We start from the raw sequence: 22,617 nt of genomic DNA, 5'->3' as shown, positions 1-22,617 counted from the left end.
GCGCACGTCTCCCGCGTATCGCCGGGCGGCGCCTAGAACCTGAACTCCGCGCGCTGGCCGTTCCGTTCCACGCCGATCACGCCGGTAGTTGACCGCGACAGGGCGCGCTGGAGCTGGGCTGCATCACGCACAGCCTGCCCATTCACGGCGTATATGACGTCGCCCGGGCGCAAGATGCGAGCCGCCGGCGCTCGCCGGTCGATGTTCTGGATGATCACGCCGGACTTGAATGGGTCGAGGCCCGCGGCCTCGGCGGTGGCCGGCGTCATCGTAACGACTTGGACGCCAGCCAGCGCGTTCCGACCGGTGAGAAGATGCGGATCGGGCGCGCCGCCCGGCGGCGCTTCCGCGAGCGCGGTCAGCGTGACCTGCCGGCCGTTGCGCTGCACGACGAGCGGCACACGCGAGCCGGGGCGCTGCGTCGCGAACTGATAGCGCACGGCGCCTTCGTCGCGCACCTCGACGCCGCCGACGGAGAGGATGATGTCGTTCGCTCTGAGACCCGCGCGCTCGCCGGCCGAGCGCGGATAAAGCTCGCTCACCAGCACGCCCTCGGGCCGCGGCAGGCTCAGCGATCGCGCCAGATCGGACGTGACCGTCTGCATGCGCGCGCCGAGCCAGGGGCGGACGACCGTGTCGCCGCCGGACAGGGCGGATTCCACGACACGCCGCACCATCTCGGAGGGAATGGCAAAGCCGACCCCGTTTGAGCCGCCGCTCTCGGAGGCGATGGCGCTGTTGATGCCGATCAGGCGTCCCTGCATGTCGACGAGCGCGCCGCCCGAGTTGCCGCGATTGATGGCGGCGTCGGTCTGGATAAAGAATGCGTAGTCGCTGATGCCGACTTCGGTGCGCGCCAGCGCCGAGATGATGCCGCTGGTGACCGTCTGCTGCAGCCCGAACGGATTGCCGATGGCGAGCACGAGATCGCCGACCTGGGCGTCGGCCGTGTTGGCGTAGGACAGCGTCGGCAGACGTTCGCCGCCGGCGTTGATCCGCAACACGGCGAGGTCAACTCGCGGATCGGCGAGGACGAGTTCGGCGTCGAATTCGCGCCGGTCGGCGAGCACCACTTTGAGGGACTGCGCGCCCTCGATGACGTGGTTGTTGGTGACGATGACGCCGTCTTCCCGGACGATGACGCCGGAGCCCAGCGACTGCTCCATGCGCGGGCCACTGAAGCGGCCGAAGAACGGATCGCGCGACATGCTGCGCACCACGCGCTGCGCATAGACGTTCACCACCGCTGGGCCCGCACGCGAGGCGACCGGGGCGAACGAGAGCTGCATCTCGGCGCGGCTCACTGGTGGGCTGCGCGTCTGCGCGTCGGCCGAAAGCGGAGACAAAGCGAGGCCAAGGCATACCGCAGCCGCGGCGCTTCGGCCGAAAGGAACTCGGTGGAGCGTCACGGCGCCTACCCTCTGATCGAAACCCTGCAGCGCCGGATCATGCGCCCTGAGGCGGCAGAAACATGGCGGCGCGCGCCGATCATCGCCGCTCATCGACGAGTGTGGCGGCAAGAGCGCCAAGCAGCGCGCGCCAGTGTTCGGCCAACCGCATCTGCGTGGCAGCCAGCGGGAAACCATGCCGCGCAGCGTGCCCCTGCGGGATCGCATCCCAGCCTCGGTGTTCGACGGTGACGCGGGTTTCATCGCCGACCGGTTCGAAGCGGACTTCGACATGCGTCTGCTGCTCAGGGGAGAACGAGGCTTGACGCCAGGTGAAGGCGAGGCGCTCGCCCGGGAGCCAGCTCGTGACGCATCCGATCTCGAAGGCCTTGCCGTTGGGCAGCGTCGTGATCAGGCGTTCTTCGCCCTCGAAGCGCAACACGCCGTCGCCGCCGGGCGTGATCTGAAAGAGGCCGTTCGGCCGCCACCACGCCGCGATCTCTTGCGTAAACATATCGAACGCCTCGCGCGGCGACGCCTTCACGCGGAGCGATACGATGACGGCGCTCATTTGCGCTTCTTTTCCACGTGCGCTTTGAATGACGCAAGCTGATCGCTCCACATCCGTTCGGTGTCGGCAAGCCATTTCTTGAGGTCGGCCATGGCGCCTTCCTTCAGCGTGTAGATGCGCACCCGCGCGTCGAACGTGGGATGGGTTTCTTCGACCAGACCGCTTTGTTTCAGCGCGCGCAAATGACGGCTCATCGCCGGCGCCGGCAGGCCGAGCGCATCGGCGAGTTCGCCAGCCCTGCGCGGGCGCTGGCCGAGCAGTTCGACCGCGCGTCGACGATAGGGATCGGCAAGCGCGGCGAGCGTAGAGTCGACGCTGCGCTTGGCGCTCACAGACGGGTTCGCGTTTTAAGGCCGGTGGCTTTCTCCCAGTCCGCCGGCGTGCTTTCCTCAACGGTGACGCCGAACGTCCAGATGTGGCCTTCGGGGTCCCGGGCGCGATAAGTGCGGTCGCCGTAGAATTGCGTGTCGGGCTGCTGCAATATCTCCGCGCCGGCTTTGCGCGCGCGGTCGCAATGCGCGTCGATGTCCTCGCCCTTGGCGAGCTGAACGTGCACAGTCTGCGTGTTCATGCCGCCGAGTGATTTTGGGCTCTTGTGGTTCTCGCTCCACTCGCTGCCGATCATGACGACGCTATCGCCGTACTTCATCTCGGAATGGGCGATCTGCTCGTTCTCATCGAGGATCACCATCAGCGGCTCGAAACCAAACGCCTGTTCCAGCCAGCGGAAGGCGGCGTTCGGATCGACGTAACTGACGGCGCTGGAGAGCCCCTTGGGACGATAATAGTCGGACACTGACGGCCTCCTTTCCCTACGCCACAATATTTCTACTTTTCGGGAAATATCGAGTCAAATGAAAACGGGCCGCCCCTGAGGACGGCCCGTTGAACTTAAACCCTCGGGAGGCTCAGCCTTCGTCGGTGTAGATCGCTTCCGGGCGCGGGCCACTGTCTTGGCCGCGCGCGGCTTCGTCGCGATCGACCAGTTCGATCACCGCAAGCGGCGCGTTGTCGCCATGACGGAAGCCCGCCTTCAGCACACGGGTGTAGCCGCCGGCGCGGGTCTGATAACGCGGGGCGAGCGTTTCGAAGAGCTTCTTGGTTTGCGTCTCGTCGCGCATGCGCGAGAGCGCCAGACGGCGTGAGCCGAGGTCGCCCTTCTTGGCGAGCGTAATCAAACGCTCGACGACCGGACGTAGCGCCTTCGCCTTCGGCAGCGTCGTCACGATTTGCTCGTGCTTCACCAACGAGGCCGCCATGTTGGCGAACATCGCTTGGCGGTGGCTGGCCGTGCGGTTGAGCTTCTTATGTCCTGAACCGTGACGCATTGTTCTTTCCCGGGATTGAGGATTGGGGATTTGGGGATTGGGACGGAGCTGAACCCCAATCCCCAATCCCCAAAATCCAATCCCTAGATTTGGTCTTCGTACTTCTTTGCGAGATCTTCGATATTGTCCGGCGGCCAGTTCTCGACGGCCATGCCGAGGTGCAGGCCCATCGAAGCCAGCACTTCCTTGATCTCGTTCAGCGACTTGCGGCCGAAGTTCGGGGTGCGAAGCATTTCGCCTTCCGACTTTTGGATGAGGTCGCCGATGTAAACGATGTTGTCGTTCTTCAGGCAGTTCGCCGAACGCACAGAAAGCTCGAGCTCGTCGACCTTCTTGAGCAGCGCCGGGTTGAACGGAAGATCCGGCTTCTCGCCGCCTTCCTTCTTCTGCTTCGGCTCTTCGAACGTGATGAACACCTGCAGCTGGTCCTGCAGGATGCGCGCGGCGTAGGCGATCGCGTCTTCGGGACGGATCGAGCCGTTGGTTTCGACTTCGATGATCAGCTTGTCGTAATCGAGCACCTGGCCCTCGCGGGTGTTCTCGACGCGATAAGCGACGCGGCGGACCGGCGAGTAGATCGAGTCGATGGCGATGAGGCCGATCGGCGCGTCGTCCGGGCGGTTCTGTTCGGCCGGAACGTAGCCTTTGCCGTTGTTGATCGTCAGCTCCATGCGGAGCGAAGCGCCCTCGTCCAGCGTGCAGATCACGAGGTCGGGGTTCAGGATCTCCATATCGGAGACCGTTTGGATGTCGCTGGCCTTCACTTCGCCCGGACCGGTCTTCGTCAGCATGACGCGCTTGGGGCCTTCGCCGCGCATGCGGATGGCGACCTGCTTCAGGTTCAGCACGATGTCGGTGACGTCCTCGCGGACGCCCTGGATCGAGCTGAACTCGTGCACGACGCCGTCGATCTGCACCGACGTGATCGCCGCGCCTTGCAGCGACGAAAGAAGAACGCGCCGCAGCGCATTGCCGAGCGTGAGGCCAAAGCCCCGCTCGAGCGGTTCGGCGATCAGAGTGGCCCGCTTGGCCGCGTCATACGCGTGCTCAATGACGGGCTTCTTCGGCCGGATGAGTTCAAGCCAATTCTTTTCGATCGACATCATGCTCTATCCAATCAGAGGCGCTGCGTTGCTACTCGCGCGCCCGATAAATTCCTACGACGCAGCCGCTTAGACACGGCGGCGCTTCGGCGGCCGGCAGCCGTTGTGCGGGATCGGCGTCACGTCGCGGATCGACGTCACCGTGAAGCCCACGGCTTGCAGCGCACGCAGCGCGCTTTCACGACCCGAGCCCGGACCCGACACGTTCACTTCGAGCGTGCGCATGCCGTGCTCCATCGCCTTGCGGCCCGCATCTTCAGCGGCGACCTGCGCGGCGTACGGCGTCGACTTGCGCGAGCCCTTGAAGCCCATCGTGCCGGCGCTCGACCACGAGATCGTGTTGCCTTGCGCGTCGGCGATCGTGATCATCGTGTTGTTGAACGAAGCGTTCACGTGCGCGACGCCCGTGACGATGTTCTTGCGCTCGCGCTTCTTAACGCGGGTGGATTCCTTAGCCATCGCGGCGTGTCCTTACTTCTTGGTCGCTTGCTTCTTGCCGGCGATCGGCTTGGCGGGGCCCTTGCGGGTGCGTGCGTTGGTGTGCGTGCGCTGACCGCGGACCGGCAGGCCCCGACGGTGACGCAGGCCGCGATAGCAGCCGAGATCCATCAGCCGCTTGATGTTGGTCGCGGTCTCGCGGCGAAGATCGCCCTCGACGGTGTAGTCGCGGTCGATGGTTTCGCGGATCTGGAGAATTTCCGCATCGGTGAGCTCACTCACGCGGCGCTCGGGGCCGATGCCCACCTTCTCGGTGATTTCCTTGGCGTACTGTTTGCCGATCCCATGGATGTATTGCAGCGCGATGACGACGCGCTTCTGGGTCGGAATGTTTACGCCGGCGATACGAGCCATGAGGCCAATGCTCCAAAACGCAATAGACGCGACGCCGCCCCGGCCTCCTGGCCGGCGGGGCATCGCGCGTTGGGTGTTCGCGAAGGTGGCGGTTATAGCGGGGCGAAATGCCGCGTCAACCAGCCGAAACGCGCTCCTGATGCGGCGTTTGCGCCGCCTCGGCAGCGTCAAATCGGGCGCGGGCGGCCTCAATACAAGGGGTGTGGGCGATGGCCCACTGGCCGAGCGCAGACACAGGGACCAGGAGGTCGCGGCCCAGTTCGGTCAGCGCATAGTCCACCCGCGGCGGCACGGTGGGGGTCACGGTGCGGCTGACGAGGCCGTCCCGCTCGAGGTTCCGGAGCGTGAGCGTCAGCATGCGTTGCGAGATGCCGCCGATCATACGCTTGATTTCGTTGAACCTTCTTGGCCCCTCACCGAGCCGTTGGATGATCAGCACGCTCCATTTGTCGCCGATCCGCGAAAGGATGGCGCTGACGGCGCGGCAGTCGTGAGACTGGATATCAGACACACGGATGTGCCCTGGTGAGGCGGCTGTGCGTTCTTGAGGGCTCTTCATGGGCTCTCATATAGCCCTGGTCACCGTTTGTTACCAGGGGATCAAAAATGACCACCAAAGTCGCCGTCATCGTCGGCAGCCTGCGCAAGGGTTCCGTGAACCGCCAGTTCGCAGAGGCGCTGACCAAGCTGGCCCGGCCGAAGCTGGACATGCAGATTGTCGAGATCGGCGAGCTGCCGCTCTACGATCAGGACCGCGAGGCCGAGCTTCCTGCCGCCGTCGTGCGCTTCAAACAGCAGATCGAAAGCGCCGACGCGGTTCTCTTCGTCACGCCTGAATACAACCGCACCTTTTCGGCGGCGCTGAAGAACGCGATCGAATGGGGCTCTCGGCCCTGGGGCAAGAACAGCTGGGCCGGCAAGCCGGGCGCAATCGTCGGCGCCACCATCGGTACGGTCGGCACGGCCGCAGCGCAGTCGCAGCTGCGCAGCGTGGCGTCGGTGCTCGGCGTAAGCGTGATGGCGCAGCCGGAGATTTATCTGAACTTCCGCGACGACACGCTGAAGGACGGCGCCATCGCCGACGAAGGCTTGCACAAGCTCCTGCAGGACTGGACGCATGCCTTCGGCGATTGGATCGCGCGCGTGAAGGCTCCGGCGCTGAACTTCTAAGCGGATCGTTCCTGTATCGCCGGTATCAACCAAAACATCGATGAAACAAGAAGGCTGAGGGCAGCTATTGCCCTCAGCCAGAAGGTGCTGCGCGACGTATGCGGAGCATTCAGAGCCAGATGTAGACCGGCCATGAGCGCGAATCCCATCATGGCCTGCGCTGGGGTTGGGAGTTGGATAGCTCCCCAAATTCCCATCGCCGCAGCAAAGAGCAGTTGCCGACAAAGAGAACGTAGAAGACCTTCAAGGGCCGCTCAGCGCGCGTCGATCGCAGCGGCGATGGCGCGCGCAACCGTCTCGACGTCGGCCATGCCGTCGACGCTGCGGATTTTGCGCTGCTGCTCGTAATACGGCACCAACGGCGCGGTCTGCGCGAAGTACGCGTCGAGGCGGACCTTGTACGCGTCCGGATTGTCGTCGGCGCGGCCTTCTTCGGCGAAGCGCTTGGCGATGCGGTTCATCAGCTGCTGAGGATCGACTTCGAGGCGGATGACGCAATCGATCTGTTGGCCGTGCTTGGCCAGCATGGCGTCGAGCGCTTCGGCTTGCGCGACCGTGCGCGGAAAGCCGTCGAAGATGAAACCCGGAGCGCCCTTGTTCTGCGCCAGCGCATCTTCGATCAGCTCGATCACGATCTCGTCGGAAACGAGCGAACCCCCATCCATGATCGCGGCGACCTTATTGCCGAGCTCGGAGCCAGACTTGCGCGCCGCGCGCAGCATGTCGCCGGTCGAAAGCTGCACGTAGCCGCGTTCGGCCGTGAGGCGCTTGGCTTGCGTCCCCTTCCCTGCGGCAGGGGGACCAAACAGGATCAGATTCATTTCTTGACGATCCCGCCGCCCGAGCCGCGCAGCTTCGAGCGCTTGATCAAGCCTTCATACTGGTGCGCGACAAGGTGCGACTGGATCTGCGCCACCGTATCCAGCGTGACGGAAATGACGATCAGGATCGAGGTGCCGCCTAGATAGAACGGCACCGCGTAAGCCGTGATCAGGATTTCCGGCAGCATGCAGACAGCGGTGATGTAGGCCGCGCCGATAACGGTGAGGCGCGTCAGCACGTAATCGAGGTATTCCGCCGTCTTCTTGCCGGGGCGGATGCCCGGCAGAAAGCCGCCGTACTTGCGCAAATTGTCGGCGGTCTCCTCCGGATTGAACATGATGGAGGTGTAGAAGAACGTGAAGAAGATGATGCCGACGGCGTAAAACGTCAGGTGCCCGACCGTGCCGTAACCGAGCCACGTCTGCAGCACCACCGCCCATTCGGGCGGGTTGGCGCCCATGCCGCCGAAGCCGATGATGGTTTGCGGCAGCATCAGCAGCGACGAGGCGAAGATCGGCGGAATGACGCCGGCGGTGTTGATCTTGAGCGGCAGGAACGAGCTTTCGCCCATGAACATGCGGTTGCCCTGCTGGCGCTTGGGGTACTGCACGACCAGGCGGCGCTGCGAACGCTCGATGAAGACGATGAATACGATCACCGCCACCATCAGGCCGATGAGCGCGAACACGGCGAATGCGTTGATGTCTCCCGTGCGCGCGAGCGCCAGAGTGGACATGATCGTGCGCGGCAATTCGGCGACGATGCCGGCCATGATGATAAGCGAGACGCCGTTGCCGACTCCGCGCGCAGTCACCTGCTCGCCCAGCCACATCAGGAACATCGTGCCGCCCGTCAGCGTGATGACTGTGGAGGCGATGAAAAAGATGCCCGGCTCCAGCACCAGGTTCCCCGTCTGAAGGGTGATCGCAATCCCGTAGGACTGTACGACCGCCAGCAGCAGCGTGAGATAGCGCGTGTACTGGTTGATCTGCTTGCGGCCGACTTCGCCCTCTTTCTTCAATCGCTCGAGCGAGGGCACCGACGTCGACATCAGCTGCATGATGATCGAGGCGGAGATGTACGGCATCACGTTCAAGGCGAAGACGGCCATCCGCTCGATCGCGCCGCCGCCGAACGTGTTCATCATGCCGAGGATGCCGCCGGCCTGGCTTTGGAAAGCCTCGGCGAAGCGGACCGGATCGATGCCCGGGATCGGGATGAAGGTGCCGATCCGGTAGACGATCAGCGCGATGATCGTGAACCAGATCCGCTTCTGGAGGTCGGTCGCCTTCGCGAACGCCGCGAGGTTGATGTTGGCGGCGAGTTGTTCTGCGGCTGAAGCCATGAGGGCGCGCTGCTCCGAATCTTATCCGGCGAGGCCGGGATACTCCCCGTCCGGAGAGCGAACCTTAGGCGGCTGCTTCGTCCGCGGCAGGCGGATTGAGCAGTGTCACCTTGCCGCCTGCCTTCTCCACGGCGGCGATCGCCGCGGCGGAGGCGCCGGAAACGGTGATGTTCACTTTGGCTTTCAGCTCGCCGCGCGCAAGGAGACGCACGCCGTCTTTCTTCCGGCGCAACACGCCGGCCTCGACCAGCGTGTCCTCGGTGATCTCGTTCTTCGCATCGATCTTCTTGTTATCGATCGCGTTTTGGAGCGTCGCCAGATTGATCCACTGCGTCGTCTTGCTGTTCAGCGCGTTGAAGCCGCGCTTCGGCATGCGCATGTGGATCGGCATTTGTCCGCCTTCGAAGCCATTGATCGAGACCCCGCGGCGGGACTTTTGGCCCTTCACGCCGCGGCCGCCGGTCTTGCCCTTGCCCGAGCCGACGCCGCGGCCGACGCGCATCAGCTTCTTGGTGGAGCCGGGGTTATCGGCGAGTTCGTTCAGTTTCATGTCGCTACGCTCCGAGGCGAATAGCGAATAGCGAATAGCGAATAGCGGTCGCCCGACTTTCGCGTTGTTCCCTATTCGCTACTCCCTACTCACTACTCACTTATTCTACGACTTCGACGAGGTGATTGACCTTGCGGATCATGCCCTGCACGGCGGGCGTGTTCTCGAGTTCAACCACCTGATTGGCGCGCTTCAGCCCGAGGCCGAGCAGCGTTTGGCGCTGCGAGTCCTCGCGGCGGATCGGGCTTCCGACCCGGCGCACTTTGATCTTCCCAGCGGCTTGCTTCTTCGGCGCCATCTATCAACCCTCCGCCGGCACTTCGCCGAGGCTCGCGCCGTCCTTGCGGCGGCCGACCAGCTCAGCAACCTTGAGGCCGCGGCGGTTGGCGACCTGACGCGGCGAGCTCTGTTCCTTCAACGCGTCGATCGTGGCGCGCACCATGTTGTACGGGTTCGACGAACCCTTCGACTTGGCGACGACGTCGGAGACGCCCAGCACTTCAAGCACGGCGCGCATCGGGCCGCCGGCGATGAGGCCGGTGCCCGCCGGCGCGGCGCGCAGCATGACTTTGCCCGCGCCCCAGCGGCCGGCGCCGTCATGGTGCAGCGTGCGGCCCTCACGCAACGGCACGCGAATGAGCGATTTCTTGGCTTCTTCCGTCGCCTTGCGGATCGCTTCCGGCACTTCGCGAGCTTTGCCGTGGCCGAAGCCGACGCGGCCCTTCTTATCGCCGACGACGACGAGCGCCGCGAACGCGAAGTTCTTACCGCCCTTCACGACCTTGGCGACGCGATTGATGGCGACCAGCTTATCGACCAGTTCGCCTTCGGCGCGTTCCTCCGTCCCCTGCGCGTCGCGCTGACCGCGGCGAGGGCCTCGCTCACCACCCGGGCCGCGTCCGGCGCCTGCGCCGCGGCGCGGACCACGCGGACCACGGCTGCGCGGTTGTTCAGTGCCTTCCGGGGCGCCGCCGCCTGCGGTTTCGTCCGTCATCTCTACTTCCTCAGAATTCGAGACCGCCCTCGCGGGCGGCGTCGGCCAGGGCTTTCACCCGGCCATGAAATACGTAGCGGCCGCGATCGAACACGACGGCTTTCTTGCCTTGAGCAAGCGCGCGTTCGGCGATGAGCTTGCCGATAGTGGCGGCGCCTTCCTTGTCCGAGCTTTTCTTGCCCGTGTCCTTGAAGGCCTTGTCGAGCGTCGAGGCCGACACGACGGTGACGCCGTTCGCGTCGTCGATCAGCTGGGCCGAAATGTGCTTCGACGAGCGGAAGACCGAGAGGCGCAGACGGCCTTCGCCGGCGAGCTTCTTCAGCCGGGTGCGGTTGCGCTGAGCGCGCCGGTCGGTGGGAGTGAGTTTCCGGACCATGGCTTACTTCTTCTTGCCTTCCTTGCGGCGGATGCGTTCGCCGGCGTAGCGCACGCCCTTGCCCTTATAGGGCTCGGGCGGGCGGAACGAGCGGATTTCCGCGGCGGCCTGACCGACGACTTGCGGATCGATGCCGCTGACCTTGATTTCGGTCGGCTTCGGCGTCGCCAGCGTCACGCCTTCCGGCGGCTGGTAGACGATCTCGTGGCTGTAACCGAGCTGCATCTGCAGGTTCTTGCCTTGCATCGCCGCCCGATAGCCAACGCCCGTCATCTCCAGGTTCTTCTCGAACCCTTCGGTGACGCCCTTCACGTTATTGGCGAGAACAGCGCGGGTGGTGCCCCACAACGCGCGCGCACGCGGCGTCTCGTGACGCGGCTTCACCGAGAGCTCGCCGTTGCCGAACGCGACCTCGACGTCGTCGTGCGCGCGGAAGTTCAGCGCGCCCTTCGGGCCTTTCACGTTCACGTCCTGGCCCTTCACCGTGATGGTGACGCCATTCGGAGCCGGGATCGGTTTCTTACCGAGGCGGGACATCTTAGTAGACCTCGCAGAGGATTTCGCCGCCGACGTTCTGATCGCGCGCAGCGGCGTCGCTCATCACGCCCTTCGGCGTCGAGATGATCGAGATGCCAAGGCCGTTGCGCACCAGACGCAGGTCCTTGATCGACGAATAGACGCGTCGGCCCGGCTTCGAGACGCGCTGGATCTCATGGATCGCCGGCGCGCCTTCGAAGTACTTCAGCTCGATCTCGATTTCCTTGTGCGCGCCGTTCTCGATGGCGCGGAAATCGCGGATGTAGCCCTCGTCCTTCAGCACTTGCAGCACGCGCATGCGCAGCGTCGAGGCCGGCGACGTGAGTTTCGAACGACCGCGCAGCTGGGCGTTGCGGATGCGAGTGATCAGATCGCCGACGGGATCGTTGATGTTCATCTATCGACGCTCCCTTACCAGCTCGACTTGACCATGCCCGGGACCTGGCCCTTGGAGGCCAGTTCGCGGAGCGCGATACGGGAAAGCTTCAGCTTGCGGTAGAACGCACGCGGGCGCCCCGTCAGCTCGCAGCGGTTGCGGATGCGCGTGGGCGAGGAATTGCGCGGCAGCTGCGCCAGCTTCAGGCGCGCGGCGAACCGCTCTTCCAGCGGCAGATCTTCGTTCAACGCAGCGGCGCGCAGCTTCGCGCGGCGGGCAGCGTACTGCTTCGCCAGGCGTTCGCGCTTTCTGTTGCGTTCGACTGCACTCGTCTTTGCCATACTCTCACTCTCTCCCGGTGCGTTCGCGGGGTGGATCGTCTTGCGGCGATCAGTTCCGGAACGGGAAATCGAATTCTCTCAGCAGGGCCTTGGCCTCGGCGTCGCTCCGTGCGGTGGTGCAGACGACGATGTCCATGCCCCAGATCTGATCGATCTGGTCGTAGTTGATCTCGGGGAACACGATGTGTTCCTTGATGCCCATCGCGTAGTTGCCGCGGCCGTCGAAGCTCTTGCCGTTGAGGCCACGGAAGTCCTTCACCCGCGGCAGCGCGATCGTGACCAGACGGTCAAGGAACTCGTACATCTGGTCTTTGCGCAGCGTGACCTTCGCGCCGACGTTCATGCCTTCACGCAGCTTGAACGCGGCGATCGACTTGCGAGCCTTCGTCGCCACCGGCTTCTGGCCGGAGATCGCCGTCAGCGCCTCGATCGCCGAGGTCAGCTTCTTCGAGTCCTGGGTCGCCTCGCCGACGCCCATGTTGATCACGATCTTCTCGAGACGCGGGATCTGCATCTCGTTCGTGTAGTTGAACTCGCTCTTCAGCTTGGCGCGAATCTCACTCGTGTAGCGCTGCTTCATGCGCGGCGTGTAATCGGCCGGCTTCGGCGCACGCGGCTTCGCCGGCGCTGCAGCTTTTTTGTCCGCCGCCGCTTTACGCGCCGCTTTCGCAGCGGCGTTCTCAGCCTTTTGGGCCTCTCTCGGGTCCTTAGACATCGATCTCAACTCCAGAGCCCTTGGCGACGCGGACCTTGCGGCCCTTGTCGTTGACCTTGAAGCCGACGCGGGTCGGCTTGCCGGTCTTCGGATCGCGCAGCGCCACGTTCGAGATGTGCAGCGGCGCTTCCTTGGCGATCACGCCGCCCTGCGGATTGGCCATGTTCGGCGCGGTGTGGCGCTTGGCCAGGTTCACGCCCTCGACGACGACGCGGTCCTCATCCGGCAGCACCTTGAGGACGCGGCCAGAGCGGCCTTTGTCCTTGCCGGCGATGACGATGACGGTGTCGTCCTTCTTAATGCGGGCGGCCATTAGAGCACCTCCGGCGCGAGCGAGATGATCTTCATCTGGTTCTTCGCGCGCAGCTCGCGCGGCACCGGCCCGAAGATGCGCGTGCCAATCGGCTCGCCCTGGTTGTTGATCAGCACGGCGGCGTTGGAATCGAAGCGGATGGTGGAGCCATCCTTGCGCTTGATGTCCTTCGAAACGCGCACGACGATCGCCTTGCGGACATCGCCCTTCTTAACGCGGCCGCGCGGCATCGCTTCCTTCACGGAGACGACGATGATGTCGCCCACGGTGGCGTAGCGCCGCTTGGAGCCGCCCAGCACCTTGATGCACATCACGCGCTTGGCGCCGCTGTTATCCGCGACGTCGAGATTGGTTTGCATCTGGATCATGACATCATGCTCCGACGCGGCCGACCACTTCCCAGCGTTTCAGCTTGGACTTGGGCGGGCATTCTTGGATTTCGACAACGTCGCCAGCCTTGTAGGCGTTGGCTTCATCATGGGCGTGGAACTTCGCAGACCGGCGGACGGTCTTCTTCAGGAGCGGGTGCAGGTAGGTGCGCTCAACCTGCACGACGACGGTCTTGTCGCCTTTGTCGCTCACGATCGTTCCTTGCATCACGCGGCGCGGCATGGGCTTAAACTTTCGCTTTCGGTGACTTTTCGCGCAGCACGGTCTGCACGCGCGCGATGGCGCGGCGGACTTGGCGGATGCGCGAGGACTTTTCGAGTTGGCCGGTGGCTTGCTGGAAGCGCAGATTGAACTGCTCCTTCTTCAGCGAGGCCAGTTCGTCCTTGAGGCGGGCCTCGTCCATGTCGCGGACGGTTTTGATGTCGGCGTTGGCCATGGCTTAGAGACCTTCCATCCGGGCGACGATCTTGGTGCGCACCGAGAGCTTCGCCGCGCCCAGACGCAGCGATTCACGGGCGACCGCTTCCGGCACGCCGTCGACTTCGAACATGATCCGCCCGGGCGCGACGCGCGCGGCCCAGAACTCGGGCGCGCCCTTGCCGGAGCCCATTCGGACTTCGACCGGCTTCTTCGAAACCGGCACGTCCGGGAAGATCCGGATCCACACGCGGCCCTGGCGCTTCATCTCACGCGTGATCGCGCGGCGGGCCGCTTCGATCTCACGCGCGTTGACGCGGTTCGGCTCCAGCGCCTTCAGGCCGAATTGGCCGAAGTTGAGCGCGCTGCCGCCCTTGGTGTTGCCTTTGATCCGGCCCTTGTGGGCGCGCCGGAACTTGGTTTTCTTAGGCTGCATCATGGCGGGTTAGCCTTCCGAGTCCGTAGCTTCTTCGCCGCCGCGGGGCGGACGGCGGCCGCGGCGCGGACGGTCGCCGGACGGCGGCCGGTCTTCGCGCGCGCGCGGCGGGCGATCGTCGCGGTCGCGGCGCTCACGGCTCTCGCCGGTCTCCAGCGAGCGCTTGTCTTGCGCCATCGGATCGTGCTCGAGGATCTCGCCTTTGAAAATCCAGGTTTTCACGCCGATCTTGCCGTAGGCGGTGTCGGCTTCGGCGAAGCCGTAATCGACATCGGCGCGCAGCGTGTGCAGCGGCACGCGGCCTTCGCGGTACCATTCCATGCGCGCGATTTCCGCGCCGCCCAGACGCCCCGACACGTTGATGCGGATGCCCTGCGCGCCGAGGCGCATGGCCGATTGCATCGCGCGCTTCATGGCGCGGCGGAACGCAACGCGGCGCTCCAGCTGCTGGGCCACGCCTTCAGCGACCAGGTTCGCATCGGTTTCCGGCTTGCGGACTTCGACGAGGTTCAGGTGCACTTCGGCGCCCGGCGCCATCTTCGCGAGGTCCTTGCGAAGCTTCTCGATATCAGTGCCCTTCTTGCCGATGACGACGCCCGGCTTCGCGGTGAAGATCGTGACGCGGCACTTCTTCAGCGGACGCTCGATGATGATCTTCGAGACGCCGGCGGCCTTCAGCTTTTCGCGCACGAACTTGCGGATCGCGAGATCCTCGTGGAGCAGGCGCGCGAAATCCTTGGTGTTCGCGTACCAGCGCGAGTCCCAGGTGCGGTTGACGCCGAGGCGCAGACCGATCGGATTGACTTTCTGACCCATTACGCGGCCTCAGCGGTTTCGGGCTGCTTCGTGGTGTCACGAAGCACGATGGTGAGTTGGGAGAACATCTTCTCGATGCGCACGCCGCGGCCGCGGGCGCGGGTGTGCATGCGCTTCATGGTGATGTTCTTGCCGACATGCGCCTGTGCCACCACGAGGCCGTCGACATCGAGGCCGTGGTTGTTCTCGGCGTTGTCGATCGCCGACTTCAGGCACTTCAGCACATCCTTGGCGATGCGCTTTTGCGAAAAGCGCAATTCGTTGACCGCCTTTTCGGCGGACAAGCCACGGATCGACTGAGCGACCAGATTGAGCTTTTGCGGGCTGATGCGAACCGTGCGCAGCACTGCGCGCGACTCGTTCGAGGCCTGCTTCGGAGGAGCCTTCGGTTTGCTCATCTCACTTCCTCTTGGCCTTCTTGTCGGCGCCATGGCCGAAATAGTTCCGCGTCGGCGCGAACTCGCCGAGCTTGTGGCCGACCATGTCCTCACTCACGAGCACCGGCGTGAATTGCTTGCCGTTGTGCACTTGGAAGGTGAGGCCGACGAATTGCGGCATGATGGTGGAGCGGCGCGACCAGGTCTTGATGGTCTCGCGACGGCCCGAGCCAGAGGCCTTCTCGGCCTTGGCGAGCAGATAACCGTCGACGAACGGGCCTTTCCAAACAGAACGCGGCATCTCGATTAGCTCACTTTCTTCGAGTGACGACGACGGACGATCAGGCGATCCGACGGCTTGGTTTTGCGGGTCTTCGGACCGCGCGTCTTCTTGCCCCACGGGGTGACCGGGTGGCGGCCGCCCGAGGTTTTGCCTTCACCGCCGCCGTGCGGGTGGTCGACCGGGTTCATGGCGACGCCGCGAACGCTCGGCTTGCGGCCCAGCCACTTGGTTCGGCCGGCCTTGCCCCATACTTCGTTCATGTTGTCCGGGTTCGACACCGCGCCGACTGTCGCCATGCAGACGTCCGGCACCATGCGAACTTCGCCCGACGCCATGCGCAACTGCGCGTATCCGGCGTCACGGCCGACGACTTGCGCGTAGGTGCCAGCCGAACGCGCCATCTGCGCGCCCTTCAGCGGCTTCAGCTCGATATTGTGCACGATGGTGCCGACCGGGATCGACTTCAGCGGCATCGCGTTGCCGGGCTTCACGTCGACGCGCTCGCCGGCGACCACCGTGTCGCCCGCCTTCAGGCGTTGCGGGGCGATGATGTAGGCAAGTTCGCCGTCCGTGTACTTGATCAGCGCGATGAACGCTGTGCGGTTCGGGTCGTACTCGAGCCGCTCGACCTTCGCCTCCATGCCCCACTTGCGGCGCTTGAAGTCGATGGTGCGGTAGGTGCGCTTGTGGCCGCCGCCGTGACGGAACGCTGTGACGCGGCCCATGTTGTTGCGGCCGCCGGACTTGGTGAGCCCCTCGGTCAGCGCCTTCACCGGCGCGCCCTTGTGCAGCTCGGCGCGATCGACGATCACGAGCTGGCGGCGACCCGGCGAGGTCGGGCGGAAAGTCTTGAGCGCCATTACGAGAGCCCCGTCGTCACGTCGATGGAGTAGCCGTCGAGCAGCGTCACGACCGCGTTCTTGTGGTCGGAGCGCTTGCCCGGGATGCCGCGGAAGTTCTTCGTCTTGCCTTTGCGGACAATGGTGTTCACCGCGCCCACTTTGACTTTGAAGAGAGCTTCGACAGCTTCCTTGATGTCCTTTTTCGTCGCGCTTAGCGGCACGCGGAAGACGACCTTGTTCTGCTCGGAAAGCAGCGTCGCCTTTTCCGTGATCACCGGCGCGATGATGGTGTCGTAGTGCTTGAGCGCGCTCATGCCGCCGCCCCTTCTTCAGTCTTCTTCGCCACACGCTTTTTCGGCGCCGGCTTGGCTTCGCCGGTCTTGCCCTTGAAGCGATCGTGGATCGCGCTCACGGCGTCCTGCGTCAGCACGAGCTTGTCGGCGCGCAGGATGTCGTAAACGTTGAGGCCGGCGTTCGGCAGCACGTCGATGTGCGGGATATTGCGCGCGGCGCGCGCGACATTCGCATCGACTTCAACGCCGGCGATGAACAGCGCCTTCTCGAGCTTCAGGTTCGCCAGCGACTTCTTCAGCGACGAGGTCTTGGCTTCGGCCAGCGTCAGCGCGTCGATGATGACGAGGTCGCCCGCATTGGCCTTGGCCGACAGCGCGTGGCGCAGCGCGAGCGCGCGGAATTTCTTCGTCAGATCGTGCGAGTAATCGCGGGGCAGGCGGTTGTGCGCATGACCGCCGCCGCGGAAAATCGGCGCGTTGGCGGCGCCGTGGCGCGCTTGGCCCGTGCCTTTTTGCTTGTAGATCTTCGAATGCGAGCGGGCGACTTCGCCGCGCGAGAGCGTCTTGTGCGTGCCGGCGCGGCGCTTGGCGAGTTGGTACTTCACCATGCGCTGCAGGATGTCGGCGCGGACTTCCTTGATGCCGAAAACAGCGTCGTCGAGATCGACGGAGCCGCCCTTTTTGCCATCTAGAGTTTGAACGTCGAACTTCATAATCGTCCTCACTCAGCCGCAGCTTGCTGGCGCAGACCGGCCGGCTTCGGCGCTTCTTTCGGCAGCGCGGACTTGGCCGCGTCGCGCACTTCCACCCAGCCGCCTTCGGCGCCCGGCACAGAACCGCGGACAAACAAAAGTCCGCGCTCGGTATCGACGCGGACGATTTGCAGATTTTGAGTCGTGACGCGTTCGTCGCCGAGGTGGCCGGCCATCTTCTTGCCTTTGAAGACCTTGCCCGGATCCTGGCGCTGACCGGTCGAGCCGTGCGAACGGTGCGAGACCGAGACGCCGTGCGTGGCGCGCAGACCGCCGAAATTCCAGCGCTTCATGGCGCCGGCGAAACCCTTGCCGATGGTGATGCCGGAGACGTCCACCTTCTGGCCCGGCACGAAATGCTCGGCCGAGATCACCGCACCGACCGGCAGCAAGTTGTCTTCGCTGACGCGAAATTCGCGCACGACAGCCTTCGGCTCGACCTTGGCGCGGGCGAATTGGCCGCGCTCGGCTTGCGCCTTGTTCTTGGCCTTTGCAGCGCCCGCGCCGAGGATAACGGCGGCGTAGCCGTCGGCCTTGGCTTCGTGCGCCGGCGCTTCCTTGCCTTCATTCTTGCGCGACTTCTTCGGCTTCAGCGCCACCGCCTCGCCAGCGGAGTTCTTGAACTCCTCGGCGTTCACGGTGCGGCGGCCGACGACTTGGCAGCCCGCGAGATCGAGCACGGTGACCGGAATGTGCGCGTTGTCTTCACCGAAGACACGCATCATGCCGACCTTGCGCGCGATGACGCCGGTGCGACGGGATTGGTCTTGAGCCATCGCTATCAACCCAGCACTTGGATCTGAACGTCGACGCCGGCGGAGAGGTCGAGCTTCATCAGCGCGTCGACCGTTTGCGGCGTCGGTTGGACGATATCCAGCACGCGCTTGAACGTGCGGATTTCAAACTGCTCGCGGCTCTTCTTGTCGACGTGCGGCGAACGGTTGACGGTGAACTTCTCGATGCGCGTCGGCAGCGGCACTGGACCGATCACGGTGGCGCCGGTGCGCTTTGCCGTCGACACGATCTCCTTGGCCGACATGTCGAGCGTGCGGTGATCGAAGGCTTTGAGCCTGATCCGGATATTTTGCTGCATCATCGCCAAGTCTTCCCGAACTCGAATTCCCGAAAGCGCAGAAGCTGCGCCCAAGACGCAAAACACGACGACGCAGCCTCTGGCCGCGCCGACGAATTCTGCGCCGCTTCAAACCGAACGGCTGCCTAAAGACGGGAGATCCGCAAAAAACCCAGGCCTTACGGGACCTTCGGTCCCGCGCGTCAACCCCGCTTGTCCCTGCTGGACGAATTGGGGGATGCTGCCCGCGTTAGGTGCGAACCGCGTCTAAGCTTAAGCTTACGGCCGGCTCGAAGGGGCGTGTCCTACAGAGCTGAATCGGGGGCGTCAAGGCGCGTTTTGCGCCGCCGCGCGCTTGTCGCAGATGGGGCTTTAGCGCCCCACCTGCACGTCGCCCGAACCCATGATGTGTTTGCTGACGCTGCCGGTGACGGACTGCGCCGTGACGTCGCCGGAGCCGGCAATATCCGCCTCTATGTCGCCGACCGCGCCTGCTACCGCGACGTCGCCCGAACCGACGATCGAGACGTTCAGCGTCTGCACCGGCGCGGTGATGGTGACGTCGCCGGAGCCGGCCAAATCTACGCTCGCCAGCGTCACGGCGCCGCCTTGGACGACCACGCTGCCGGATCCCGCGGAGTCTGCCGAGAGATCACCCGAGAGCGACGCGATGGTGACCGTGCCGGAGCCAGCGAGATCGATGTCGGCGCCCTCCGAGACGGAGCCGATGCTGATGTCGCCGCTGCCTGCCACATCCGCACTGAGGCGCCGTGCGGCCCCCGCCCGGACCCGGCCCGAGCCAGCAACCTCAAGGTCGAGCGCATCGGCCACGTCGGCCAGGGTGGCTGTGCTGCAGCCGGCGAGGTCGAGATCAACAGCCTCGGCAGCGGCAATGTCCGTGCTGCCTGCGCCATTGCGGTTGATCGTCAGCGCCCGAGGCGCGCGGATGACGATGCGCGGAAGCTGTGCGGCGGTGACGTTTTCGTAGCCGCGCAACTGGGCCCCGCCGTCTTCGGTGCAGCCTGAAATGCGGCCACGAAGCCGGCCATCGATGGTGACGCGGCCCTCCTCCGCGGTCACCGTCGGCATGGGCGTGCCGCCAGGGCTGCTGATCTCGATGAGGTAGTCGGAACGGTTTTCCGGGGTAATGGTGACAACGGCGGCCAGATGTTTCAAGCGCAATTCCCCGCCCGAATAGACCTGCGGCTCAAGCCGGCCCGCCGTTGTTTCCACGATCGGCGCCGTGCCGCCGTCGCCGTCCATGTCGAAGCTGATGAAATTTCCGCTGCCAAACACAGCGCCAATGCCGAATATGACCGCAACCACGATCGCGGTGACGAAAACGAAGCGCTCCATCGACTTCTCCCTCGCGCCGGCTCACGGCGTCATTCTTCACTTTGATGCCCCGAGCGGGCGCGCCGGATGCATCCGCGTTTCATGAATATCCTCGTAAGGTGAAACCTGGGAGTGTGTTTTCCCCGCACACGTAACCGAGATTTCACCCAACGCCGACCGATTGCTTTTCCGAAGCCGCGTTAACCACGCTACCACAAAGGGGCAGGGACACGCTGCGCCCGGCCAATCGCCGGTTCTCCAGGGGTTAGCAAACATGAAGAAGACAGCGCTTTTGGCGGCTGCGGCCGCAATGATGATGGCGACGCCGGCGGCCGCTCAGGGCTATCTCGGCGCCGAGTACGGCAACACGAACATCGACTTTTTCGGCAGCGACACCGACGCCGACAAGTGGCAGGGCGAGGGCGCGTTCGGCTGGAACCACGGCAGCTGGGGCGGCCAGATCGGCGGCAGCGTCGGCAACATCGACGCCGGCGGCGGTGATGTCGACTTCTACGATATCAACGGCCACCTGTATTGGGACGGCGGCGCTTGGAAGCTAGGCGTGATGGCGGCTCAGACTCAGGTCGATGACGCCGACGCCGAAGACACGACCTACGGCCTCGAGGCCATGTTCGACACCAGCCCGAACAGCAACATCTTCGCCAGTTATACGATGGGCGAGTCCGAATTCCTGACGGACTGGGATGTTTGGAATTTCGATGCGGGCGTGAACTTCTACACGTCGCCGAACATGCGCATCGGCGCTTTCGCCGGCACAGGCAACGTCGATGGCGGCGGCTTGGACGCCGACTCTTTCAGCTTCGGCATCAACGGCGAGTTCCAACCTTGGAGTGCGCCGGTGAGCATCACACTTGGATGGAATTCATTTGAGATCGAGGACATCGACCTCGAGTCCAACACCTTCACTGTCGGCGCGCGCTGGAATTTCGGCGGCGGCACGCTGCAGGATCGCAACAACGCGACGCCGTTCTCGACCCCGACGGGCCTCGTCAGCCGCACCTACGGCGTTTGGTAAAACATCAAACTCGTTTGCACATTACAACGCCCTGGCTCCGGCCGGGGCGTTTCTTTTTGCAGCTTTCCGGCAAAGCAAAAGGGCCGCTCGTCAGAGCGGCCCTTCGCATTTTCAGAGCGAGCTGAAGATTACTCGAGGATCTTCGCCACGACGCCCGAACCGACGGTGCGGCCGCCTTCGCGGATGGCGAATCGGAGGCCTTGATCCATCGCGATCGGCGAGATCAGTTCGACCGACATCTTAATGTTGTCGCCCGGCATGACCATTTCGACGCCAGTCGGCAGTTGAACGATGCCGGTGACGTCCGTGGTGCGGAAGTAGAACTGCGGACGATAGTTGGTGAAGAACGGCGTGTGGCGGCCGCCTTCTTCCTTCGTCAGGATGTACACTTCCGCTTCGAACTTCTTGTGCGGCGTGATCGAGCCGGGCTTGGCCAAAACCTGGCCGCGCTCGACGCCTTCACGGTCGATGCCGCGCAGCAGCGCGCCAATGTTGTCGCCGGCCTGGCCCTGGTCGAGCAGCTTGCGGAACATTTCGACGCCCGTGCAGGTCGACTTCACGGTCGGCCGGATGCCGATGATCTCGACTTCGTCGCCAACCTTTACGATGCCCTTCTCGACGCGGCCGGTGACGACCGTGCCGCGGCCCGAGATCGAAAATACGTCTTCGACGGGCATCAGGAACGGCTGGTCGATCGGACGCTCCGGCTGCGGGATGTAGGTGTCGACGGCGGTCATGAGGCCCATGATTGCGTCTTCGCCGATGGCCGCGTCACGGCCTTCGACCGCCGCGAGAGCCGAGCCCTTCACGATCGGAATGTCGTCCCCCGGGAAGTCGTACGAGGACAGAAGTTCGCGCACTTCCATCTCAACGAGGTCCAGGAGTTCCTGGTCGTCGACCATGTCGACCTTGTTCATGAACACCACCAGCGCGGGGACGCCGACCTGACGGGCGAGCAGGATGTGCTCGCGCGTCTGCGGCATCGGGCCATCGGCGGCCGACACGACCAGGATGGCGCCATCCATCTGGGCGGCGCCCGTGATCATGTTCTTCACGTAGTCGGCGTGCCCGGGGCAGTCGACGTGCGCATAGTGGCGGTTTTCGGTCTCGTACTCGACGTGCGCCGTGTTGATCGTGATGCCGCGCGCCTTCTCTTCCGGCGCGGCGTCGATGTCGGCGTACGACATGGCCTTGGCCTGGCCCTTCTTGGCCAGCGTCATCGTGATGGCCGCCGTGAGCGTGGTCTTGCCGTGATCGACGTGGCCGATCGTGCCGATGTTGCAGTGCGGCTTTGTCCGCTCAAACTTTTCCTTGGCCATTGTGAGGTCCTGTCTCTCCGGCGTCCAAAAATGCTGGTCGGCGCTTAGGCCCAGCCGAAGCGCGCGTAAGGTGCGGGTCTTTAGCCGCGCCTATGGCTACGTCAAGCCCCATGCGGCTTGGCGGACGTTTGAGTCGCGGCTAGAAGCAGCGGCGCGACGGTCGTCCAACCAGGACGTCAAATGGGAACGCGGTGCGGGGCCTCCACCCCTAACCCGCGGCTGTGCCCGCAACTGTAAACGGCGAGCGCTCCGCCACAACGCCACTATCCGGAACTCCGGTTGGGAAGGCGGCGGAAACGCGATCGAGCCGTGAGCCAGGAGACCTGCCGCCGCACGTCGCTCGTTCGCCGGCCGGGTCCAGCCGAACGAACCGGAGCTTTCCGTAGCAGCGACGCGGGCGGCCCCGCGCCTTCTTGCGCCCCGCTCGTCGCTTGGAGACGCGCCGCAGGGGCCGATGCGCGTTGCATA

35 protein-coding genes, 1 pseudogene and 1 riboswitch are annotated in these 22,617 nt (G+C 64.4%); of the genes and pseudogenes, 2 read left to right on the top strand and 34 right to left on the bottom strand.

The window, feature by feature from the left end; genetic code table 11:
• Window positions 1–32: 32 nt before the first annotated feature.
• The 9 genes from VEA80_RS12750 to VEA80_RS12710 form a co-directional block, all read right to left on the bottom strand.
• Window positions 33–1,304 carry a Do family serine endopeptidase gene (locus VEA80_RS12750; RefSeq protein WP_325061127.1) on the bottom strand — a complete coding sequence of 424 codons (1,272 nt, stop codon included), beginning with the start codon at window positions 1,302–1,304 and terminating at the stop codon, window positions 33–35.
• A 184-nt stretch (window positions 1,305–1,488) separates the two neighbouring features.
• Complete coding sequence (locus VEA80_RS12745) at window positions 1,489–1,959, bottom strand: SRPBCC domain-containing protein (protein WP_325061126.1); 471 nt, start codon at window positions 1,957–1,959, stop codon at window positions 1,489–1,491.
• A complete protein-coding gene (locus tag VEA80_RS12740; protein WP_325061125.1) occupies window positions 1,956–2,291 on the bottom strand; it encodes a metalloregulator ArsR/SmtB family transcription factor in 336 nt (111 codons plus the stop codon). Before VEA80_RS12740 ends, VEA80_RS12745 begins: the two co-directional genes overlap by 4 nt.
• Window positions 2,288–2,755 (bottom strand): VOC family protein, encoded by a 468-nt coding sequence (locus VEA80_RS12735; RefSeq protein WP_325061124.1) that lies wholly within the window; start codon window positions 2,753–2,755, stop codon window positions 2,288–2,290. Before VEA80_RS12735 ends, VEA80_RS12740 begins: the two co-directional genes overlap by 4 nt.
• A gap of 112 nt (window positions 2,756–2,867) precedes the next feature.
• Complete coding sequence (gene rplQ / locus VEA80_RS12730; RefSeq protein ID WP_325061123.1) at window positions 2,868–3,287, bottom strand: 50S ribosomal protein L17; 420 nt, start codon at window positions 3,285–3,287, stop codon at window positions 2,868–2,870.
• Window positions 3,288–3,370: 83 nt separating this feature from the next.
• Window positions 3,371–4,390, bottom strand: coding sequence for a DNA-directed RNA polymerase subunit alpha (locus VEA80_RS12725; RefSeq protein ID WP_349257256.1), 1,020 nt, complete (start codon window positions 4,388–4,390; stop codon window positions 3,371–3,373).
• Window positions 4,391–4,459: 69 nt separating this feature from the next.
• Window positions 4,460–4,849, bottom strand: coding sequence for a 30S ribosomal protein S11 (rpsK, locus tag VEA80_RS12720; RefSeq protein ID WP_066774332.1), 390 nt, complete (start codon window positions 4,847–4,849; stop codon window positions 4,460–4,462).
• Between the two features lie 12 nt (window positions 4,850–4,861).
• Entirely contained in the window at window positions 4,862–5,242 is a 381-nt protein-coding gene (gene rpsM / locus VEA80_RS12715) for a 30S ribosomal protein S13 (RefSeq protein WP_325061121.1), read from the bottom strand.
• 115 nt (window positions 5,243–5,357) lie between these two features.
• Window positions 5,358–5,801 carry a helix-turn-helix domain-containing protein gene (locus VEA80_RS12710; RefSeq protein ID WP_325061120.1) on the bottom strand — a complete coding sequence of 148 codons (444 nt, stop codon included), beginning with the start codon at window positions 5,799–5,801 and terminating at the stop codon, window positions 5,358–5,360.
• Between the two features lie 47 nt (window positions 5,802–5,848).
• Between VEA80_RS12710 and VEA80_RS12705 the strand changes: the two genes are divergently transcribed.
• Window positions 5,849–6,412, top strand: coding sequence for an NAD(P)H-dependent oxidoreductase (locus tag VEA80_RS12705; RefSeq protein WP_325061119.1), 564 nt, complete (start codon window positions 5,849–5,851; stop codon window positions 6,410–6,412).
• A 254-nt stretch (window positions 6,413–6,666) separates the two neighbouring features.
• Here VEA80_RS12705 and VEA80_RS12700 read toward each other — a convergent pair whose 3' ends face one another.
• From VEA80_RS12700 to VEA80_RS12585, 24 genes and pseudogenes are all read right to left on the bottom strand, one after another.
• A complete protein-coding gene (locus tag VEA80_RS12700; protein WP_325061118.1) occupies window positions 6,667–7,233 on the bottom strand; it encodes an adenylate kinase in 567 nt (188 codons plus the stop codon).
• Entirely contained in the window at window positions 7,230–8,579 is a 1,350-nt protein-coding gene (gene secY, locus VEA80_RS12695) for a preprotein translocase subunit SecY (RefSeq protein ID WP_325061117.1), read from the bottom strand. Before secY ends, VEA80_RS12700 begins: the two co-directional genes overlap by 4 nt.
• 64 nt (window positions 8,580–8,643) lie before the next feature.
• Window positions 8,644–9,129: a 50S ribosomal protein L15 gene (rplO, locus tag VEA80_RS12690; RefSeq protein ID WP_325061116.1), complete on the bottom strand. Its 486-nt coding sequence runs from the start codon at window positions 9,127–9,129 to the stop codon at window positions 8,644–8,646.
• Between the two features lie 100 nt (window positions 9,130–9,229).
• Window positions 9,230–9,427 carry a 50S ribosomal protein L30 gene (gene rpmD / locus VEA80_RS12685; RefSeq protein WP_325061115.1) on the bottom strand — a complete coding sequence of 66 codons (198 nt, stop codon included), beginning with the start codon at window positions 9,425–9,427 and terminating at the stop codon, window positions 9,230–9,232.
• A gap of 3 nt (window positions 9,428–9,430) precedes the next feature.
• Window positions 9,431–10,123 (bottom strand): 30S ribosomal protein S5, encoded by a 693-nt coding sequence (gene rpsE, locus VEA80_RS12680; RefSeq protein ID WP_349257255.1) that lies wholly within the window; start codon window positions 10,121–10,123, stop codon window positions 9,431–9,433.
• 10 nt (window positions 10,124–10,133) lie between these two features.
• Window positions 10,134–10,499, bottom strand: a complete 366-nt coding sequence (gene rplR, locus VEA80_RS12675; protein ID WP_325061114.1) for a 50S ribosomal protein L18 — start codon at window positions 10,497–10,499, stop codon at window positions 10,134–10,136.
• 3 nt (window positions 10,500–10,502) lie between these two features.
• Window positions 10,503–11,036, bottom strand: a complete 534-nt coding sequence (rplF, locus tag VEA80_RS12670; protein WP_325061113.1) for a 50S ribosomal protein L6 — start codon at window positions 11,034–11,036, stop codon at window positions 10,503–10,505.
• Window position 11,037: 1 nt separating this feature from the next.
• Window positions 11,038–11,433, bottom strand: a complete 396-nt coding sequence (gene rpsH / locus VEA80_RS12665; RefSeq protein WP_325061112.1) for a 30S ribosomal protein S8 — start codon at window positions 11,431–11,433, stop codon at window positions 11,038–11,040.
• Between the two features lie 14 nt (window positions 11,434–11,447).
• Window positions 11,448–11,753, bottom strand: coding sequence for a 30S ribosomal protein S14 (rpsN, locus tag VEA80_RS12660; RefSeq protein ID WP_325061111.1), 306 nt, complete (start codon window positions 11,751–11,753; stop codon window positions 11,448–11,450).
• Window positions 11,754–11,802: 49 nt separating this feature from the next.
• Complete coding sequence (gene rplE, locus VEA80_RS12655; RefSeq protein WP_325061143.1) at window positions 11,803–12,333, bottom strand: 50S ribosomal protein L5; 531 nt, start codon at window positions 12,331–12,333, stop codon at window positions 11,803–11,805.
• Window positions 12,334–12,460: 127 nt separating this feature from the next.
• The gene (rplX, locus tag VEA80_RS12650; RefSeq protein WP_325061110.1) at window positions 12,461–12,781 is read right to left on the bottom strand and encodes a 50S ribosomal protein L24; all 321 of its coding nucleotides are present in this window, start codon (window positions 12,779–12,781) and stop codon (window positions 12,461–12,463) included.
• Entirely contained in the window at window positions 12,781–13,149 is a 369-nt protein-coding gene (rplN, locus tag VEA80_RS12645; protein ID WP_325061109.1) for a 50S ribosomal protein L14, read from the bottom strand. Before rplN ends, rplX begins: the two co-directional genes overlap by 1 nt.
• 4 nt (window positions 13,150–13,153) lie before the next feature.
• Window positions 13,154–13,393 carry a 30S ribosomal protein S17 gene (rpsQ, locus tag VEA80_RS12640; protein ID WP_325061108.1) on the bottom strand — a complete coding sequence of 80 codons (240 nt, stop codon included), beginning with the start codon at window positions 13,391–13,393 and terminating at the stop codon, window positions 13,154–13,156.
• Window positions 13,394–13,397: 4 nt separating this feature from the next.
• Window positions 13,398–13,607 (bottom strand): 50S ribosomal protein L29, encoded by a 210-nt coding sequence (gene rpmC, locus VEA80_RS12635; protein WP_325061107.1) that lies wholly within the window; start codon window positions 13,605–13,607, stop codon window positions 13,398–13,400.
• Between the two features lie 3 nt (window positions 13,608–13,610).
• Window positions 13,611–14,027 (bottom strand): 50S ribosomal protein L16, encoded by a 417-nt coding sequence (gene rplP / locus VEA80_RS12630; RefSeq protein ID WP_325061106.1) that lies wholly within the window; start codon window positions 14,025–14,027, stop codon window positions 13,611–13,613.
• Between the two features lie 6 nt (window positions 14,028–14,033).
• On the bottom strand, window positions 14,034–14,840 hold the full coding sequence (gene rpsC, locus VEA80_RS12625) for a 30S ribosomal protein S3 (RefSeq protein WP_325061105.1): 807 nt from the start codon (window positions 14,838–14,840) through the stop codon (window positions 14,034–14,036).
• The gene (gene rplV / locus VEA80_RS12620) at window positions 14,840–15,238 is read right to left on the bottom strand and encodes a 50S ribosomal protein L22 (RefSeq protein ID WP_325061104.1); all 399 of its coding nucleotides are present in this window, start codon (window positions 15,236–15,238) and stop codon (window positions 14,840–14,842) included. Before rplV ends, rpsC begins: the two co-directional genes overlap by 1 nt.
• Window position 15,239: 1 nt before the next feature.
• On the bottom strand, window positions 15,240–15,518 hold the full coding sequence (gene rpsS, locus VEA80_RS12615; RefSeq protein ID WP_325061103.1) for a 30S ribosomal protein S19: 279 nt from the start codon (window positions 15,516–15,518) through the stop codon (window positions 15,240–15,242).
• 5 nt (window positions 15,519–15,523) lie between these two features.
• Window positions 15,524–16,360, bottom strand: coding sequence for a 50S ribosomal protein L2 (gene rplB, locus VEA80_RS12610; protein ID WP_325061102.1), 837 nt, complete (start codon window positions 16,358–16,360; stop codon window positions 15,524–15,526).
• On the bottom strand, window positions 16,360–16,656 hold the full coding sequence (locus VEA80_RS12605; RefSeq protein ID WP_325061101.1) for a 50S ribosomal protein L23: 297 nt from the start codon (window positions 16,654–16,656) through the stop codon (window positions 16,360–16,362). The genes rplB and VEA80_RS12605 overlap by 1 nt, the downstream gene beginning before the upstream one ends.
• 71 nt (window positions 16,657–16,727) lie before the next feature.
• Window positions 16,728–17,348 (bottom strand): annotated as a pseudogene (gene rplD, locus VEA80_RS12600) (50S ribosomal protein L4); the annotation flags it as partial.
• An 8-nt stretch (window positions 17,349–17,356) separates the two neighbouring features.
• Entirely contained in the window at window positions 17,357–18,163 is an 807-nt protein-coding gene (rplC, locus tag VEA80_RS12595) for a 50S ribosomal protein L3 (protein ID WP_325061099.1), read from the bottom strand.
• A 5-nt stretch (window positions 18,164–18,168) separates the two neighbouring features.
• Window positions 18,169–18,483, bottom strand: coding sequence for a 30S ribosomal protein S10 (gene rpsJ / locus VEA80_RS12590; protein WP_325061098.1), 315 nt, complete (start codon window positions 18,481–18,483; stop codon window positions 18,169–18,171).
• Between the two features lie 348 nt (window positions 18,484–18,831).
• A complete protein-coding gene (locus VEA80_RS12585) occupies window positions 18,832–19,815 on the bottom strand; it encodes a GIN domain-containing protein (RefSeq protein WP_325061097.1) in 984 nt (327 codons plus the stop codon).
• Between the two features lie 253 nt (window positions 19,816–20,068).
• On the opposite strand from VEA80_RS12585, the gene VEA80_RS12580 reads away from it, so the two are divergent.
• On the top strand, window positions 20,069–20,830 hold the full coding sequence (locus tag VEA80_RS12580) for a hypothetical protein (RefSeq protein WP_325061096.1): 762 nt from the start codon (window positions 20,069–20,071) through the stop codon (window positions 20,828–20,830).
• Window positions 20,831–20,958: 128 nt separating this feature from the next.
• Here VEA80_RS12580 and tuf read toward each other — a convergent pair whose 3' ends face one another.
• A complete protein-coding gene (gene tuf, locus VEA80_RS12575) occupies window positions 20,959–22,149 on the bottom strand; it encodes an elongation factor Tu (RefSeq protein ID WP_325061095.1) in 1,191 nt (396 codons plus the stop codon).
• A 140-nt stretch (window positions 22,150–22,289) separates the two neighbouring features.
• Window positions 22,290–22,494: riboswitch (cobalamin riboswitch) on the top strand.
• Window positions 22,495–22,617 lie beyond the last annotated feature (123 nt).

The organism is Vitreimonas sp. (assembly GCF_035627415.1).
Taxonomy (GTDB): Bacteria; Pseudomonadota; Alphaproteobacteria; order Caulobacterales; family Aquidulcibacteraceae; genus Vitreimonas.
The sequence above is the reverse complement of the archived record's forward strand: the minus strand, read 5'-3'. Positions and strand labels throughout refer to the sequence as shown.